General features: G+C 61.8%; 14 protein-coding genes. 2 read left to right on the top strand and 12 right to left on the bottom strand.

Annotation, left to right across the window (positions count from 1 at the left end):
• Positions 1 to 9: 9 nt before the first annotated feature.
• The 10 genes from YH62_RS06885 to YH62_RS06930 all read right to left on the bottom strand — a co-directional run bounded on the left by YH62_RS06885 (position 10) and on the right by YH62_RS06930 (position 10,751).
• On the bottom strand, positions 10 to 1,251 hold the full coding sequence (locus tag YH62_RS06885) for a nitrate/nitrite transporter (protein WP_046793429.1): 1,242 nt from the start codon (positions 1,249 to 1,251) through the stop codon (positions 10 to 12).
• Positions 1,252 to 1,601: 350 nt separating this feature from the next.
• Complete coding sequence (locus tag YH62_RS06890) at positions 1,602 to 2,885, bottom strand: CmpA/NrtA family ABC transporter substrate-binding protein (protein ID WP_046793430.1); 1,284 nt, start codon at positions 2,883 to 2,885, stop codon at positions 1,602 to 1,604.
• Positions 2,886 to 2,920: 35 nt separating this feature from the next.
• Positions 2,921 to 3,508, bottom strand: coding sequence for an ANTAR domain-containing response regulator (locus YH62_RS06895; protein WP_046793431.1), 588 nt, complete (start codon positions 3,506 to 3,508; stop codon positions 2,921 to 2,923).
• A gap of 52 nt (positions 3,509 to 3,560) precedes the next feature.
• A complete protein-coding gene (locus tag YH62_RS06900) occupies positions 3,561 to 4,943 on the bottom strand; it encodes an FGGY-family carbohydrate kinase (protein ID WP_046793432.1) in 1,383 nt (460 codons plus the stop codon).
• Positions 4,940 to 5,260 carry an L-rhamnose mutarotase gene (gene rhaM, locus YH62_RS06905; protein WP_046793433.1) on the bottom strand — a complete coding sequence of 107 codons (321 nt, stop codon included), beginning with the start codon at positions 5,258 to 5,260 and terminating at the stop codon, positions 4,940 to 4,942. Before rhaM ends, YH62_RS06900 begins: the two co-directional genes overlap by 4 nt.
• On the bottom strand, positions 5,257 to 6,258 hold the full coding sequence (locus YH62_RS06910; RefSeq protein ID WP_046793434.1) for an ABC transporter permease: 1,002 nt from the start codon (positions 6,256 to 6,258) through the stop codon (positions 5,257 to 5,259). Before YH62_RS06910 ends, rhaM begins: the two co-directional genes overlap by 4 nt.
• Positions 6,255 to 7,244: an ABC transporter permease gene (locus YH62_RS06915; protein ID WP_046793435.1), complete on the bottom strand. Its 990-nt coding sequence runs from the start codon at positions 7,242 to 7,244 to the stop codon at positions 6,255 to 6,257. Before YH62_RS06915 ends, YH62_RS06910 begins: the two co-directional genes overlap by 4 nt.
• Before the next feature lie 9 nt (positions 7,245 to 7,253).
• Positions 7,254 to 8,783: a sugar ABC transporter ATP-binding protein gene (locus YH62_RS06920; protein ID WP_046793436.1), complete on the bottom strand. Its 1,530-nt coding sequence runs from the start codon at positions 8,781 to 8,783 to the stop codon at positions 7,254 to 7,256.
• 109 nt (positions 8,784 to 8,892) lie between these two features.
• Positions 8,893 to 9,888, bottom strand: coding sequence for a rhamnose ABC transporter substrate-binding protein (gene rhaS, locus YH62_RS06925; protein WP_046793437.1), 996 nt, complete (start codon positions 9,886 to 9,888; stop codon positions 8,893 to 8,895).
• A 47-nt stretch (positions 9,889 to 9,935) separates the two neighbouring features.
• Entirely contained in the window at positions 9,936 to 10,751 is an 816-nt protein-coding gene (locus tag YH62_RS06930; protein WP_046793438.1) for a DeoR/GlpR family DNA-binding transcription regulator, read from the bottom strand.
• A gap of 198 nt (positions 10,752 to 10,949) precedes the next feature.
• Here YH62_RS06930 and YH62_RS06935 point away from each other — a divergent pair, with 198 nt between their 5' ends.
• Positions 10,950 to 13,046: a bifunctional rhamnulose-1-phosphate aldolase/short-chain dehydrogenase gene (locus tag YH62_RS06935; protein WP_046793439.1), complete on the top strand. Its 2,097-nt coding sequence runs from the start codon at positions 10,950 to 10,952 to the stop codon at positions 13,044 to 13,046.
• Between the two features lie 21 nt (positions 13,047 to 13,067).
• A complete protein-coding gene (rhaI, locus tag YH62_RS06940; protein WP_046793440.1) occupies positions 13,068 to 14,360 on the top strand; it encodes an L-rhamnose catabolism isomerase in 1,293 nt (430 codons plus the stop codon).
• Between the two features lie 41 nt (positions 14,361 to 14,401).
• Here rhaI and fhuB read toward each other — a convergent pair whose 3' ends face one another.
• Both fhuB and YH62_RS06950 read right to left on the bottom strand, forming a co-directional pair.
• Positions 14,402 to 16,456, bottom strand: a complete 2,055-nt coding sequence (gene fhuB, locus YH62_RS06945; protein WP_082118268.1) for a Fe(3+)-hydroxamate ABC transporter permease FhuB — start codon at positions 16,454 to 16,456, stop codon at positions 14,402 to 14,404.
• Positions 16,383 to 17,237 (bottom strand): ABC transporter substrate-binding protein, encoded by an 855-nt coding sequence (locus YH62_RS06950; protein WP_046793711.1) that lies wholly within the window; start codon positions 17,235 to 17,237, stop codon positions 16,383 to 16,385. Before YH62_RS06950 ends, fhuB begins: the two co-directional genes overlap by 74 nt.
• Between the last annotated feature and the right edge of the window lie 40 nt (positions 17,238 to 17,277).

Here is a 17,277-nt window from a genome sequence, read left to right on the forward strand (position 1 = left end):
TTCCTTGGTTCAGGTGGCCGCCACGGCGGAGACGGAGAGCCCGCGGCGGTCCATCTGCTTGATCGACACATGCATCCAGATCAGCGAGACGGCGACGACGGCGAAGAGAAGCAGGAAGCAGCTGGACCAGAGGCCGGTTGCGTCCTTGAGCAGCCCGAAGGCGATCGGCAGGATGAAACCGCCGAGCCCGCCGACCATGCCGACGACGCCGCCCACCGCACCGACGCTCTCGGGATAATAGACGGGGATATGCTTGTAGACCGCCGCCTTGCCGAGGCTCATCACGAAGCCGAGCACGAAGACGACCACGATGAAGACCATGGGCGTGACGCCCACCGGCAGCGACAGGATGAGCGTCGAAACCGCGGAGACGCCGAACATCCAGTACATGACGCTGCGAGCGCCCTTCTTGTCGGAGAGCATGCCGCCGAAGGCGCGGAAGATGCTGCCGGGGATCGAGTAAGCGGCGGCGATCATGCCGGCTACGGCAAGATCGAAGCCGTAGACGCCGACCAGATAGCGCGGCAGCCAGAGCGACAGCGCCACGAAGCCGCCGAATGCGAAGAAGTAGTAGAGGCAGAAGCGCCAGACCTGCGCGTTCTTGAGCGGTGCGAATTCCTGGGCAAGGCTGCGGGGTGCGGCACCCTTCTCACGGCGGTCGCGGTAGGCCGGGTCGTCAGTGGTGGTAAACCAGAAGACGACCGCCATGACAACGAGAGCCGCAGCCCAGATCTGCGCGACGGCTTGCCATCCCCAGGCGAGAAGGACGAACGGGGCTGCGAATTTCGTTACCGCCGCGCCGACATTGCCGGCACCGAAGATGCCGAGTGCGGTGCCCTGCTTCTGCGGCGGGAAGAATGGCGAGATATAGGCGACGCCGACGGCGAACGAGCCGCCGGCAAGTCCGACACCGAGACCGGCGAGCAGCATCTGCGGATAGGTGGTCGCATAGGAGAGCAAGAAGGTCGCCACCGCCGAGGCGAACATGGTCAGCGTATAGACCAGGCGGCCGCCATAGCGGCTTGTCCAGATGCCGAGCACGATGCGCACAAGCGACCCGGTCAGGATCGGGGTACCGACGAGAAGTCCGAACTGGGCTTCGGTGAGGCCCAGATCCTGTTTGATGCGGACGCCGATGATGGCGAAGATCGTCCAGACGGCGAAACAGATGGTGAAGGCGAGCGTGGACATCCACAATGCCTTTTCCGGTTCGTGGCCGCTGCTGATGCCTGTTGTCGAAATCTTGGTCATGCACATGTTCCCTTGTCTGGTGGCCGACGGATTTTCGGACATAAAAAAACGCCGCTCGGAAACCGTGTCTCCAGGGATGGGAGGATCCCGGGACACGAAGACCTTGCGACGTCGATGTCTTTGTGGGCGCTTATGGCGCGCTCATCCGCACCGATCGCCGTTGACCGGTGCGCAAGTTACCATGCAAACTGCATGCCAGTTTTGGATCAGGCAGGTAAGCCTTTGTAAAAGAATGGAATTCTTAGGAATAATTCGGAGATTAATTTTTGGGCAGGCGAACTCGCCTGCAAATCATTTATGCTGATGCTTTTCTGGAGAGCCTGACTGATAGGCAGCCAGGGCTGGAAGTCTCAGACTTCGTCGCCGTTCGAGCCCACGCTGAAGCGGCTCCTGACAGCGAACCGGTCCACGTAACCGCCGATATCCGCAGGATCGAAAATGTGGCCATCCATGAAGCGGTCGCCCTCGCCATTCCCTTCCACGCGAATGTCTCCGCCCTCCGGCATATCTGCCTTGCCGAGCGCGGCGCGATAGAGATCGGGACGATAGGCGCTCGCAGCAGCTTTGAGCCCTTCGTCAGTCAGACGGGCCTGGCCCCAACGGATCATCTGGCTGTAGATCCACAATGCCTGGCTGGGACGGGGATAATTTGCAAAGCCTTCGTGGAAGGTGAAGTAGCGATCTATGACGCGTCGGTTGCCTCGGTCATCGAGGCTGAATTGCCCGCCGAGCACCTGGCGGATGATATCAACCGGGGCTGCGATGTAGCGGGGATCGGCCAAAGCTTCGGCCAGCGCATCGTGGTTTTCGGGCTGGTCGCACCAACGGGCGGCGGCGTCGAGCGCCACGATCAGGCGGGAGACGGTTTCGGGATGGCTTTCGGCCCATTCCGGACGCATGCCGATCACCTTCTCGGGCGCGGATGGCCAGATATCCTGCTTGGCCGCAACGATGCGGCCGACGCCACGCTCGGAGGCGACCATGTTCCACGGCGCCCCGACACAGAAGCCGTCGATCCCGCCCGCCGCAAGCGCGTCGGATGTCAGAGGCGGAGGGACCACGACCAGTTTGACATCCTTATCCGGATCAATGCCGCCGGCTGCCAGCCAATACCGGAACTCGTAGTTGTGGGAGGAGAAGGGATAGGTCATGCCGAGCGTCGGCAGAGGCTCGGCACGCTCCTTCATCTGCCGCACGACAACTGCGAGAGCCTTGGCATTGTCGAGCGCGCTCGCCGTCTCGGAAAGACCGGCCGCATCGCGCATCCGTTCGAAGAGCCGCACGGAAAGGGTAATGGCGTTGCCGCCTCGCCCGAGAGCGAAGGGGGTGACCGTCGGGGAGGGGTTGGAGCCGAGGCCCAGCATCGAGGCAACCGGCATCGGCGAAAGCATATGGGCGATATCGAACTGCCGGAAGGCGAGGCGATCGCGCACATTGGCCCAGGAAACATCGCGCACGAGATCGAGCGTCAGCCCCTCTTTCTTCGCAAAGCTAAATTCCGCCGCCGCGATCAGCACCGATGCATCGACCAGCGGAATGAAGCCTGCCCGAAGGGTCTTCGGTCCTTCGCCGGCAATTCGGCGCGGAGTGGAAAGAGCGTCTCGGCTGCTGTCAATCTTGGTCATCATGCTCATCCGACTTCCTCGGGGACATTAAGTCCGGGACTTTTTCACATCAAAAGCCCTGCCGCAGTCACGACGCTCTGGGCGATTTCCGCGATCTTCTTCTTCTCGTTCATGGCCGATTGGCGAAGCAGCGCGAAGGCCTCTTCCTCCGAAAGACCTTTCATCTTCATGAGGATGCCCTTGGCCCGTTCGATGACCTTGCGCTCCTCGAGCGCCGATTTCGCTTCTGCGAGTTCCCGCTGAAGCCGGCTGAAGGCGTTGAAGCGACTGACAGCCATGTCGAGGATCGGCTTGACGCGCTCCTTCTTCAGCCCGTCGACGACATAGGCGGAGACCCCGGCCTCGACGGCGGCCTCGATCGAGGCGGTATCGGAGCGATCGACGAACATGGCGATCGGCCGGCTGACGGTGCGCGTGAGCTGAAACAGATGTTCCATCATGTCGCGGTTCGGGTTCTCGATATCGATGACGATCACGTCCGGCTTCAGCGTCTCGATGATCTTTGCAACCCCGTTCACCTCATGGATGACGGTGACCTTGCCATGGCCAGCCTCGCGCAGCCCCTCCTCGATGATCGAGGCGCGGATCGCGTTTTCGTCTATCACGAGAATGGTCAGGTCAGGCGCCAGCATTGACTAGTGATGCCGCACTGCAGCAAGCTTGGCAAGCGATCTGCAAAGAAGATTATTCGCGTGGGCGCTCCGCCCGCTTCCGCCAGGTCGCACGATAGCCGGACAGGTCCAGCGGCAAGGTCTCGGCTTTTGTTTGAGGTCGAACAGATTGCGGAGCGCCCGCCAGCATCGCCGCGCCCTGGCTCGTGCCTGTGGAACCGGAGATCGCGATAACCTCACGCTTGAGAAGGGCTCCGAGCGCCTGCAGATAGGCAGGATTTGCCGATAAGGGGCCTTCCACCAGGATAGGCCCTCTTGCGCCGATAAGGTCCAGGCAGGTTTCCGTCATCAGAGCGAGATAAAGACAGGCCGCCGCCCAGCGCTCATCGGCGGTTGCGTTCTCTTCATTCACCCATTCGAAGCGGCGTCCAGGGAAGGGCCCTGCGCCCGGCGCGATGTTCGGCAGCAGTATGAGGCCTTTTTGAACGACGTGCGGCATGGCGCAAAGCGCAGCCTGGGGAGAAAGCTTTCCAAGCTCGGCGGTCAGCAGCTCGAACTCGCGGCCGCCCATAAAACGGGACGAGGGGACAGCACGGCCATAGGCATCGACATTGGCCAGCGTGTCGCGCTTGGGATCGAGGTGGTCGAGATCGCCGCCGACGGCGAAGCTGATGACCCAGGTGCCGGTCGAGACAACGGCGAAAGGCGCCTCCCGGACCATGAGGTGCGGCAGCAGCGAGGCGTTGGAATCGTGAATGCCGCAGAAAACCGGGATCGGCTTTGGAAGCCCCAAGCTTTCGGTGATTTCCTGCCGAACCGGCCCGAGCGCATCGAAGGCCGAACGCACCGGCGCCATGAGATCCCCGATGCCTAGCCCGTCGACCAAAGAGGAATAGCGGCCATGCCGAGGGTCCCAGAGGTCCGTGTGGCAGCCGAGTGACGTGCCTTCGTTCGCCGCTACGCCCGTCAACCGCCATGCCCAATATTGCGGATAGGTCATGATGGTTCGAACTCGGGCGAACGCATCTGGAAATGCAGTCTTCTGATAATGGAGCTGCGCGCCCGCGTTTAACCCGCCGGAGAGGGCGGGGGAGAAGGTTTCGGAAAAAGGCGGGCGGATCGCCCGGTAGGCCTCCTGAATTTCCCGCGGGTACTGGTGCTCATAATCGAGCACGGGCAGAGCCAGCTTTCCGCCGGCATCGAGCAGAGCCATGGATGCACCGTGCGTGGTGATCGATATGGCGTCGAAGCCAGGCTCCTTGGCGAAGGCATTCAGCGCTTCCAGGGTGAAGGCCCACAAGGCTTCTATATCGTAATGCGGGTAGGGTGGGCCGGGCAGGACCCGGTTCGGCGTTCGTTTCTCGCCGATCTCCTCGCCTGTCGCACAATCGAGCACGACGACTTTGGCATTGGTCTTGCCGATATCGAGGACGGCGATCTTTGCAGGCTCGCTCATGGCAGATGAAAGACCGTCACGAGATCGGTCGCGACCGGCGAATTATCCGGATTTGTTTCCATGATGTCGGCCATATGCGCCCACCATTTCTTCATGACGGGATGGTCGGGAAGCTTCGCCATGGTGTGATTTTGCGGGCGCGTCAGCACACCGAACAGGATATTGGTCTCTCGATCCAGATGGATCGAGTAGTCGCTGAAGCCGGCCTCATGAAGCAGGGCGACCAGCTCCGGCCAGATCTCATCATGCCGTTTCCTGTATTCGGCCTCCATGCCGGGATTGAGCTTCATCTTGAAGGCATGTCTTTCGAGCGTCATCGGCTCATTTCCTTGATGCGGCGGGCGACGATCGGGATCGCTATGGTGGTGATGAGAAGCAGGCCGACGAAGATGGACATGACGATGCCCGGCACGTTCAGAAGGCCGAGCCCGAAGGTGACGAGCCCCATGACGAAAGCCGCGATGACGACGCCGGCGATAGTGCCTGACCCACCAAGGATCGAGACCCCGCCGAGCACGACCATGGTAACGATCTCGAGCTCCCAGCCCTGGGCGATCGAAGGCCGTGTCGAGCCCAGCCGGGAGGTGAGGCAAACGGAGGCGATACCCGCCATCAGTCCCGTCAGCAGGAAAAGGATGAATTTCACCCTCTCGACCGAAATGCCGGAGAAACGCGCGGCGAACTCGTTATTGCCGATGACATAGATCTGGCGGCCGAAATTCGTCGCATGCAGCAGGATGGCGAAGACGATCGCCAGTAGGATGAAGAGAACGAATTCGAAGGAAAAGACCCAGAAGACGTAGCCCTGGCCGAAATAGGCGAAGCTGTCAGGATAGTTCCCATAGGCCTTGTCGCCGAGCACGATATAGGAAATGCCCCGGAAGAGGCTCATCGTACCGATCGTCACGACGATCGAGGGTAGCCTCAGAACCGAAACCAGGAAACCGTTGAACGCACCGCAGGCGAGCCCGACCCCGAGGCCGATAGCCACCAGTCCCGGCGTGCCGATGCCGGCCTGTGCGGCCGCTCCCATGGCGGTCGAGGCCAGCGCGATGATTGCAGCGACCGACAGGTCGATCTCTCCGGCAATGACGAGCAGGGCCATGGCAAAGGCGATCATTGCCTTTTCGGTGAAATTGAACGTGGCGTCCGAAAGGTTCCAGGCGTTCAGGAAGTATGGCGACGCGAACGAATTGAAGACGAAGATCGCGACCGCGACCCCGAGAAGCAGGACCTCCCAGCTCGACAGCAGCCGTGACGTCCGGGTTCCAAGCCGATCGGGGATCACCCGTTTTGAGTTGGCGGTTTCACTCATGCGGAGGCCTCCGGAGCAGCCCGATCCCGCAGGATGATGCGGCCAGCCTTGCGTTCGGCCCGGGCGTTGAAGACGACGGCGAGCACAATGACGATGCCGGAAATCGCCAGCTGGGCGAAAGGCGAAATGCCGATCACGGGCAGCGCATTCTTGATGACGCCGAGGAAGAGAGCGCCGAGCACGGCACCGGCGACCGAGCCGATCCCGCCGGCAATCGAGATGCCGCCGATGACACATGCCGCGACGGTATCAAGTTCGAAACCGACAGCGATATCGACATAGGCCACAGCATAACGCGATACCCAGAGATAGCCGCAAAGGCCGGCAAGCGCGCCGGAAAGCACGAAGGCGATGAAGCGCGTCCAGCCGATATCGATGCCCGCATAGACGGCGGCGGTCGGATTGCCGCCGGAAGCGTAAGCCGCGCGGCCGAAGGGCAGGCGGGTCAGCACGAACCAGGCGCCAAGCACGATAGCGATGGCGATCCAGGAAAGCACCGGCAGACCAAGAAGCTGCGTGCGGGGGATATTGAGAAACTGTGCCGTCATCTGGTGGGCGTTCACCCAGCCGCCGCCCGAAAGGACAAAGGCCATGCCGCGATAGATGGTGAGCGTACCGAGCGTGACGACGATCGGCGGTATCTGCAAGGCCCAGACGAGGAAGCCGTTGATGGCACCGAGAAAGGCGCCGATACCGATCGCCATGACGATCAGGGCTGCCAGCGGCGGGTCTGGATAGGGGGCGTTCGTCAGGGCAACCGCCATGCCGGTGAAGGCGAGGTTGGCGGCAACCGACAGATCGATCGACTTGGTCAGAATGACAGTCATCTGGCCGAGCGCCAAGATGATCAGGATCGATGTGTCGTTGAAGATATTGGCAAGATTACCGGGTGCGGCAAAGCCCTGTGCGCGGGTGGAAAAGCCGATCACCATCAAGCCTATGATGACGATGAGCAAAAGTTCACGGTTCTTCAGAAGATTGGTCATCGGCTTTCCTCACGCATTACCGGTCGCCGCGCGCACCAGCACCTCGGCGTTCAGGCGCTCGCGATCGAAGATGCCGGCTGCAAGCCCCTCGCGCATCACCATCACGCGATCCGACATGCCGAGGATTTCCGGCAATTCCGACGAGACCATGATGATCGAGAGGCCCTCGGCGGCCAGTTCGCTGATGAAACCGTGGACCGCTGCCTTGGAGCCGATATCGATGCCCTTGGTCGGCTCGTCGAGAATGATCACCTTCGGCTGTGTCGCCAGCCATTTGCCGATCACCACCTTCTGCTGATTGCCGCCGGAAAGCGTGCCGACCGGCACGGAGAGCGCCGCCGCGCGCAGGTCAAGCCGCTCAGCATATTTGCGGGCGAGCGCCAGTTCGTTTGCGGCCTTGAGAAAACCCGATCGCGAGGTGCGCGAAAGCGAAGGCAGCGACATGTTCTGGAAGATAGGCATAGGCAGCGCCAGGCCGTGGCGACCGCGCTCTTCCGGCACATAGACGATGCCGGCGCGTATGGCGTCGCTCGACGAGCGGATGTCGAGGGGTGTTCCCTCCAGCGTCAGCCGGCCGGATGAAGGGCGTGTGATTCCGAAAAGGGCCTGGCAGAGCTCGGATCGTCCGGCCCCGATCAGACCATAAACGCCGAGGATTTCACCACGCCTGAGTTCGAAGGAGATGTCGCGGAATTCGGTCGGATGGCTGTAGCTTTCGACGGCAAGCACCGGCGCGCCGATTTCCACCTTTACCTTCGGGAAGACGTCCTTGACGTCCCGTCCGACCATCAGCCGCACGATCTCGTCCTGTGCGGTCTCCTTCAATCTGCCGTTCCCGACAGCGCGACCATCGCGGAAGACTACGAAATTTTCGGCGATCTCGTAGACCTCGTCGAACTTATGGCTGATGAAGAGGATGGCTTTGCCCTGCCGCTTGAGATTATTGACGATGCGGAAAAGGTCATCGATCTCCTTGCGGGAAAGTGCCGCCGTCGGCTCATCCATGATGACGATGCGGGCGTCCACGGAAAGCGCGCGAGCGATAGCCACCAGATGCCGCTGGGCGATCGAGAGATCCTTCAAACGGATCGTGGGATCAATCTCGCTTTCCAGGGCTCGCAGGAGCTCGCCTGCCCTTAAATTGATCTGCCGCCAGTCGATCGTGCCGAAACGGGTTCGCGGCGCATGGCCGAGGAAGATGTTCTCGCCGACGGAGAGTTCGTCGAAGAGCACGGTCTCCTGATGGATGGCCGTCACCCCTGCATCGATGGCGGCCTGTGCGCCATGGAAGGCAATGGGCTCGCCGTCGATCAGGATTTCTCCCTCGTTGGGGCGATAGATGCCGGTCAGGATTTTCACCAATGTCGACTTGCCGGCACCGTTTTCCCCGATCAGCGCGGTGACCTGGCCGGGATAGAGTTTGATGCTGACGCCATCAAGCGCCTTTACGCCCGGAAAAATCTGCGAGATGCCGCGCATTTCCAGGATCGGCGCAGCTTCGGTCGCTGGTGCCTGTGCGACAGGCCTCTGGTCGGTCATGGATGCTACAGCGCTCATTATCCGTTTCACCTAAAGCCCCTCATCTGCCTGCCGGCACCTTCTCCCCGTACGCGGGGAGAAGGCTAGGGTGAGGGCAAATGCCAACGCCTCAGAAGATCTTCGAGAACTCGTCGATGTTCGAGGCGTTGTAGACGAAGGGGTCGGCCATCGCGGCCTCGCCATTGTCGCCGACCTTGATCTTGCCCATGCGGCCCGCTTCGATTTCCGAACCGGGTGCGCCGTCCGTATCACCCTTGACGATGTGGTAGGCGATCTGGGTTGCGGAATAGCCGAGGTCGATCGGGTTCCAGATCGCGAACTCCTTCGTGGCGCCCGACTTGATGGCGCCAGCCATCTCGGAGGGCAGGCCAAGACCGGTGACATAAACCTGGCCGATCTTGCCGGCATCCTTGACCGCCTGAGAGGCGGCCAGCACGCCGACCGTCGTCGGGGCGACGATGACCTTCACGTTCGGCTGAGAGGTCAGGAGACCCTGGGCTTCGCGATAGCTCTTGTCCGCCAGGTCGTCTCCATAGACGGTGGTAGCGAGGTTAAGTCCGGGGAAATCCTTCAGCTGCTTCTTCATCTCCTCGATCCAGGTGTTCTGGTTGGTCGATGTGGTGGTGGCGGAGAGGATCGCGAAATCGCCCTTGCCGCCTTCCAGATGATTGGCCGCGAGCTGCAGGCACATCTTGCCGATCAGCTCGTTGGACGAGGGGTTCAGGTGCATGATGCGGCCTTCAGCCGCCACGCCGCTATCCCACGAGATCACCTTGATGCCTCGCTGCGCCGCCTTTTTCAGCGCCGGCACGACCGCATCGGGGTCATTCGCGGAAATGGCGATCGCATCCACGCCCTGGGCGATCAGCGAATTGATCACCTCGATCTGGCCTTCGGCGGTCGTGGTCGTCGGTCCGGTATAGATGATCTCGACGCCGCCAAGTTCCTTGGCGGCTTCCTGCGCGCCCTTGTTGGCGGCTTCGAAGAAGCCGTTGCCGAGCGATTTGACGACAAGCGCGATCTTCATGTCGGCGGCGCTTGCCGCCGTGCTCATGGTGGCGAAGGCAAGCGCCACGCCGAGAGCGAGTTTCCTTGCAAGTTTCATTTCCAGTCCTCCCAGTTTAAGATTTAAGTCCCCTCCCATCGGATGGCTCACGCCGCCGACGGGGAATCCTCCTTTGCGGCGGAAGCATCGACTGCACCGGCAACGATCAGCCTGATGCCCGCGTCCTCGATCATGCGCACGGCTTCGTCCGAAACGCCTTCATCGGTGATGATGGTGGTGACCCGCTCCAGCGGGCAGAGAATGAGGCTGGATCGGCGGCTGAACTTGCTCGAATCCACCATGACGATCAGCTCTTCGGCCTGGTGCATCAGCTTTTGCTCGCTCTGGATCACCAGCGCATCGGCCTCCATGATGCCGAGGGGTCCGACGCCTTGTGCCCCGATGAACATGCGCCGCGCATAGAAATTGCGGATCGCATCGTTGTCGAACGGCGAAAGGATCAGGCTCTGCTCGCGATAGATCGCGCCGCCAGGCACGGAAACGGTGCTTTTCGAGTGTTTGACCAGATGCTCGGCGATCGCGAAGGAATTGGTCATCACCTGCAGCCGCCGCGCCGACATATAATGCACCATCTGGAAGGTCGTCGTGCCACCATTGATGATGACGGAGTCACCTTCCTCGCAAAGCTCGACGGCCGCACGCGCGATTGCGCGCTTCTTGTCGATATTGACCGATTCGGAAACACGGAAAGGGCGGGCGGCGAGATTGCCGAGTTGCGGGGGATGAACCGCTTCGGCGCCGCCGCGCACGCGCCGGAGCTTGCCCTGCACATGCAGCGAAGCGATGTCTCGCCGGATCGTCGCCTCGGAAGCATCGGTCAGCTCGGCGATATCCTGCACGGTGATCACCGGCTTTTCCTGGATAGCGCTCAAGATGATGCGATGACGTTCACGTTCGTGCATGGGGCTCCTCCTGATGCTCAACTATCGCTGGAAAACTTATGTTGTCAATCATAAACGATCAACTTCGAATTTATTGCAACGCACAATGAATGTTTGTGATCGTTTTTGATTGACATGAGCCAAAGCAATGCGCGATACCAACGACATGGGATAGCGGCCACCCTGGTCGCCGTGAGCCGAAACATCTGGAGGAAAGCGATGTCGGGCAAAACCCGCCTTCTCGAAAATCGTTGGGATGATTCCCATGCCGCCGGCCTCGATGAGCCGGGCAAACTGCTCTATCGCTCGAACCTCCTCGGCGCCGACAAGCGCATCACCAACTACGGCGGGGGAAATACCTCGGCCAAGGTCATGGAAACCGATCCGCTGACCGGCGAGAAAGTCCGCGTCATGTGGGTGAAGGGCTCCGGCGGCGACGTGGGAACCATCAAGCTCGACGGTTTCGCCACTCTCTATCTCGACAAGCTGGAAGCCCTCAAAGGCATCTACAAGGGCGTGGAAGACGAGGACCGCATGGTCGGCTTCCTGCCGCATTGCACTTTCAATCTCAATCCGCGCGCCGCATCCATCGACACGCCGCTGCACGGCTTCGTGCCCTATTCGCATGTCGATCACATGCATCCCGACGCGATCATCGCGATCGCGGCGGCGAAGAACTCCAAGGAACTCACGAAGCAGGTTTTCGGTGATGAAATCGGCTGGTTGCCCTGGCGGCGTCCCGGCTTCCAGCTCGGGCTCGACCTCGAAGCCTTCGTGAAGGCCAATCCGGATGCCAAGGGTGTCGTGCTCGAAAGCCACGGCCTCTTTACCTGGGCGGACGACGCCAAGACCTGCTATGAACTGACGCTCGATATCATCAACAAGGCGATCGATTGGTTCGCGGGGCAGACGGAAGGCAAGACGATCTTCGGCGGTGCTGTCGCACAAAGCCTGCCTGTGGCGGAGCGTCGCGCGATCGCCGCCCGGCTCATGCCGGAAATTCGTGGACGGATCGGCAAGATTGAACGCAAGCTCGGCCATTTCGACGATCAGGACGCGGTGCTTGAATTCGTCAATTCGAAGAATTTGAAGCCGCTTGGGAGCCTCGGCACGTCCTGCCCCGATCATTTCCTGCGCACCAAGATCCGCCCGCTGATCCTCGATTTCGACCCCGCCAAGCCGGACATCGACGGGGTGGCGGCCTCTCTCGATCAAGCGCTGGAAGACTATCGCGCCGACTACACGCGCTACTACGAGACTTGCAAGCACGACAATTCGCCGAAGATGCGTGACCCCAATCCGGTTATCTTCCTGGTGCCCGGCGTCGGCATGCTGTCGTTTGCGCGCGACAAGGCGACGGCCCGTATCGCCGGCGAGTTCTACGTAAACGCCATCAACGTGATGCGCGGTGCCTCGACTGTCTCAGAGTATCAGGGACTGCCGGAGCAGGAAGCCTTCGACATCGAATATTGGCTGCTCGAAGAGGCAAAGCTGCAGCGGATGCCGAAGCCGAAGAGCCTCGCGGGCCAAGTGGCCTTCGTCACCGGCGGCGCCGGCGGTATCGGTCGCGCGACCGCCGCGCGGCTGATGGGCGAGGGGGCCTGCGTGGTGCTTGCCGACATCGACGGCGGAGCGCTTGACGAGACCAAGGCGGATTTCGAGAAGTCCTTCGGCAAGGATGCCGTTCGTGCCGCCGTCCTGGACGTCACCAAGGAAGATGCGGTCATCTCCGCCTTCGCCGAAGCCTGTGTTGAATTCGGCGGTGTCGATATTCTCGTCTCCAATGCCGGCATTGCCTCCTCTGCGCCGGTGGAGGAGACGACGCTGGCCATGTGGAACAGGAATATCGATATCCTGGCGACCGGTTACTTCCTTGTATCCCGAGAAGCCTTCAAACTTTTCCGCAACCAGAAGCTCGGCGGCAACGTCGTCTTCGTCGCGTCCAAGAACGGGCTTGCGTCCTCGCCGAACGCCTCGGCCTATTGCACCGCCAAGGCGGCCGAAATCCACCTCGCGCGCTGCCTGGCGCTCGAAGGGGCGGAAGCTGGCATCCGCGTCAATACGGTCAATCCCGATGCGGTGCTGCGCGGCTCGAAGATCTGGAGCGGCGAATGGCGCGAGCAGCGTGCCTCATCCTCCAAGATCGAAGTGGGCGAACTCGAGGAGCATTACCGCAAGCGCTCGCTCCTGAAACTCAACGTCTTCCCGGAGGATATCGCCGAGGCGATCTATTTCCTGGCATCCGACGCGTCCGCCAAGTCGACCGGCAACATCATCAACGTGGATGCCGGCAACGCACAGAGCTTCACGCGCTGACAGCTGCCAGGGGAGGAAGAAATGGCTGATCTCAAGATTGCGGCGGATGTGATTGCCGCCGAAAACGAAAGACGCACGACAGCGCTGAAATCCGATTATGAGGCGCTCGGCGAGAACCTGTCCCGGCGCGGCATCGATATCGAGGCGGTGACGAAAGAGGTCGCGGAGTTCTTCGTTGCCGTCCCCTCATGGGGAGTGGGCACCGGCGGCACGCGCTTTGCCCGTTTTCCGGGGCAGGGCGAGCCGCGCGGCATCTTCGACAAACTGGACGACTGCTCCGTCATCCATCAATTGACACAGGCGACCCCCACCGTTTCGCTTCATATTCCATGGGACAAGACCAATACGAAGGAGTTGAAGGCGAAGGGCGACGCGCTCGGCTTGCGTTTCGACGCGATGAACTCCAACACCTTTTCCGATGCTCCTGGCCAGGCGCATTCCTATAAGTACGGTTCGCTCAGCCATACGGATGCCGCAACACGCAACCAAGCGATCGAGCACAATCTCGAATGTATCGAGATCGGCAAGGCGATCGGCTCCAAGGCGCTGACGGTGTGGATCGGCGACGGCTCAAACTTCCCCGGCCAAAGCCATTTCACCCGTACCTTCGAGCGCTATCTCGCCTCCATGGCGGAGATCTACAAGGCGCTGCCGGACGACTGGCGGCTGTTTACCGAACACAAGATGTACGAGCCCGCCTTCTATTCGACGGTGGTGCAGGATTGGGGCACGAGCTACCTCATCGCCAATACACTTGGACCAAAGGCCTTCTGCCTCGTCGATCTCGGACATCATGCGCCGAACACCAATATCGAGATGATCGTCGCGCGCCTCATCCAGTTCGGCAAGCTCGGGGGCTTCCATTTCAACGATTCGAAATACGGCGACGACGACCTCGATGCCGGCGCGATCGAGCCCTACCGGCTGTTCCTCGTCTTCAACGAGCTGGTCGATGCGGAGCATCGCGGCGTGAAGGGTTTTCATCCGGCGCATATGATCGACCAGTCGCATAACGTCACCGATCCGATCGAGAGCCTGATTTCCAGCGCCAATGAGATCCGCCGGGCCTATGCCCAGGCACTTCTTGTCGATCGTGCAGCGCTAGACGGTTATCAGCAGGAAAACGACGCTCTAATGGCGTCCGAAACCCTGAAGCGCGCCTACCGCACCGACGTGGAGTCGATCCTTGCCGAAGCTCGTCGCCGCGCGGGCGGAGCCATCGATCCGGTTGCGACCTACCGCGCCAGCGGCTATCGGCGAAAGGTTGCGGCCGAGCGCCCGCAGTCTCAATCCGGCGGCGGCGGGATCGTGTAGTTCCTGCCGGCCACTCTCCCGAAACTAAATCGCTCTCGATCTCATGGCTGCTCCCTTCGCGTGAGCAGCCAGAGAAGGTAAGGCCCGCCGATAAGGGCCGCGAACAGCCCGACGGGTACCTGATAGGGATAGATCACCACACGCGACAGCCAGTCCGCCAACACCAACACGCCGGCGCCGATCAACAGCGTGGCCGGCAGTTGGTGAGCCGGTCGGTGAAAACCGATAAGCCGCGCCAGGTGCGGAGCGATCAGCCCGGTAAGGCTCAGAGGGCCCACGAGGAAAGAGGCGATCGCCGTCATTAGTGCCGCCAGGACGGCCAGCACGAGCCGGGAGGGCATGATCCGCAACCCGACGCTTCTGGAAAGTCCCGAACCGAGCGGCAGTATGGAAAGCCAGCGCGTCATCAGGAAAAGCGGGGCCACCAGTACGGCCAGCGAGATCAGCGCCGTCCACGCCTCGAATGTCCCTGCGCGGCTGGTGGAACCGGAAAGCCAGGTGAGCAGGGTATAGCTTCGCATATCGCCTTGGGCGAGAACGATGCTGACGATCGCCATGGAAAACGCGCCTACCGCGATCCCTGCGAGAAGCAGCCGTTCCGCAGACAGGCCGGAGCGGGCGGCGACCACCATCATGATGCCGAAGGCAGCCAGCGCACCGAACGCCATGCTTGCAATCATCAGGAGCGAAGAGGGAAAGCCGAGGAAAAGAAGCGCCAGGGTCAGTCCGGCACCGCTGCCGCTCGATATGCCGAGCACTTCGGGACTAGCGAGCGGATTGCCCGTAACCCGCTGCATGATCAGGCCGGCGGCCCCCAGCATGGCGCCTGCGCCCATCGCAACCAATATGCGAGGCAGGCGGAACGGCAGGAGATCGGATAAGAGCGCGCCTGTAGCGATGTTCCAGCCGGTATCGTTCCGACCGAACACGAGCGCGATCCCGAGGAAAACGACAAGCAGGAAGGCAAGCAGGATCAGCATTCTTCCTGGTTCGCCGAGGCGGCGGATGCCCGCGCCGGCTTCCACCGTGACGGCAGAAAAGCCATGGACGCGTGGCAGCAGGAAGAGCAGCAAGGGACCGCCGAGAAGCGCGGTGGCGACTCCCGCCGGCACGAAATCGGAAAAGCCGGAGCCGAGCAATTGCGTGAGGCAATCGGCCAGCAAGAGGATCGCGCCTCCCGCAAGCGGTGCTGCCAGCATGACCTGGCTTGTGGTGCGGGCGCCGCAAAGCCTAGCAAAGGTCGGGGCAGCCAGGCCGAGAAAGCCGATAATGCCGACCGTTGCCGTGACGGAGGCCGACAGCCAGACGGCAAGCAGAAGGATCGCGAAGCGCACCGTTTGCAGCGCCACGCCAAGGCTTTTTGCGCTTGCATCGTCGAGTGCCAGGACCGTCAGCGGCCGGCTGAGGAAAAGTGCTGCGGCAAAACCGAGTACCAGCCGCGGCGCCAGTGACAGCACGCCGCTCCAATCCTGTTGGCTGAGCGAGCCCGCGCCCCATATATGGATCGACATCGCATATTCGCCGCGCGCCAGAATGGTCGTCACGCTGAGCGAGCCTGCAATCAGGCTTACGATCATGCCGGAGAGCGCCACCGTTACCGGATCGAGCCCGCGCCGCCAGCTCAGCACGAGAACGACAAGGAGAGCAGCGAGCCCGCCGCCGAACGCGAGAAGTTCGCGTGACGCGCCGATGAGCAGGGGCGAGAAGCTCAATCCGAGGGTAAGCGCCAGTTCCGCTCCGGAAGCGATGCCGAGCGTCGAGGCGTCGGCGATCGGATTGCGCAATACCCTTTGCAGGAGCGCGCCGGCAAGACCGAGGGCCGCACCGGAAATGAGCGCGATCGCGGCACGTGGCAAAAGGCTGTTCCAGAACAGGAGATCGTCGAGGGCCGCAGCGGTGGCTGGGTCTCCCGGTACGCCGGGGCGATAAACAAGCAGCAGCGCGAAACTGAGCACGCAGGCAAGGCCGAGGACGACGATGGGAACAACCCCCGTCCGGGACCCACGGTTTCCCGCTGAAAGGCTAACGGTTTCGGGCACTGGAAAGTCCCTCCGCCAAGAAATCGGCAAATCGGCCGGCCGCGGGCAGGGCCCCATACGGATTGACCGAACCGATGGTGAGAACCCGGCCCTCGCGCACCGCCGGCAGCGCTTTCCAGAAGGCGCCTTCCGTCAATGCCCGGAACGCATCCTCGGGATGCGGCGGGATCAGCACGATCCAGGCATCCGGCATGGTGGCGAGCGTTTCTATCCCCACCGGAGCCATGGCTGAATAACTGGTCGTCCCCGTCCAGGCGTTGGACAAACCGAGACGCGCCAGAACTTCGCCGAACATGCTGTCCGAGCCGAAAACACGGTAGTGGCGCGCATCGCCGAGATTGATCGGCAGGATCGGCCGGTCGTTGCCGTCGGCGAGCTCCCTTCTATAGCGGTCGAGCCGTTCCGAAAGCTCGTCGACCAGGCTGCGGGCGGAGGCCAGCTGCAACCGCTCGCCGATCGCGAGCGTCGCCTTTTCGGCAAGCTGATAGGGACTCTGGCCCGGCACATAGACCGAATGGCTTTCGACCGGAGCAATCCTGCTCATCAAGGGATCGGCCCAGGCATAGAAGTTCGAATTGAAGATCAGGTCCGGCCTGGCGAAGCGCAAAACTTCGAAGTTCGGCGTACCGCGCAAGCCGAGATCGGCCACGGTTCCCGGAACTTCGGGTGCCACCGCCACCTGCCGGAATTGCCGCAGCTCGGTTCCCGCCACCACGTTCGCGCCGATCGCAAGCAGCGTCTCGATCAACGCCCAGTCGAGGGTTGCCACCCGTGGGCCGGATTGCCCTGCGCGCGACCGTCCGGCGGTCGCCAGCAAGGCGGCGGCCCCGGCCAGCATGGCCCTGCGCGTCAGCGAAAATGGTTTGCTCAAATGGTTC

It is taken from the genome of Rhizobium sp. LC145 (assembly GCF_001005825.1).
GTDB lineage: Bacteria > Pseudomonadota > Alphaproteobacteria > Rhizobiales > Rhizobiaceae > Neorhizobium.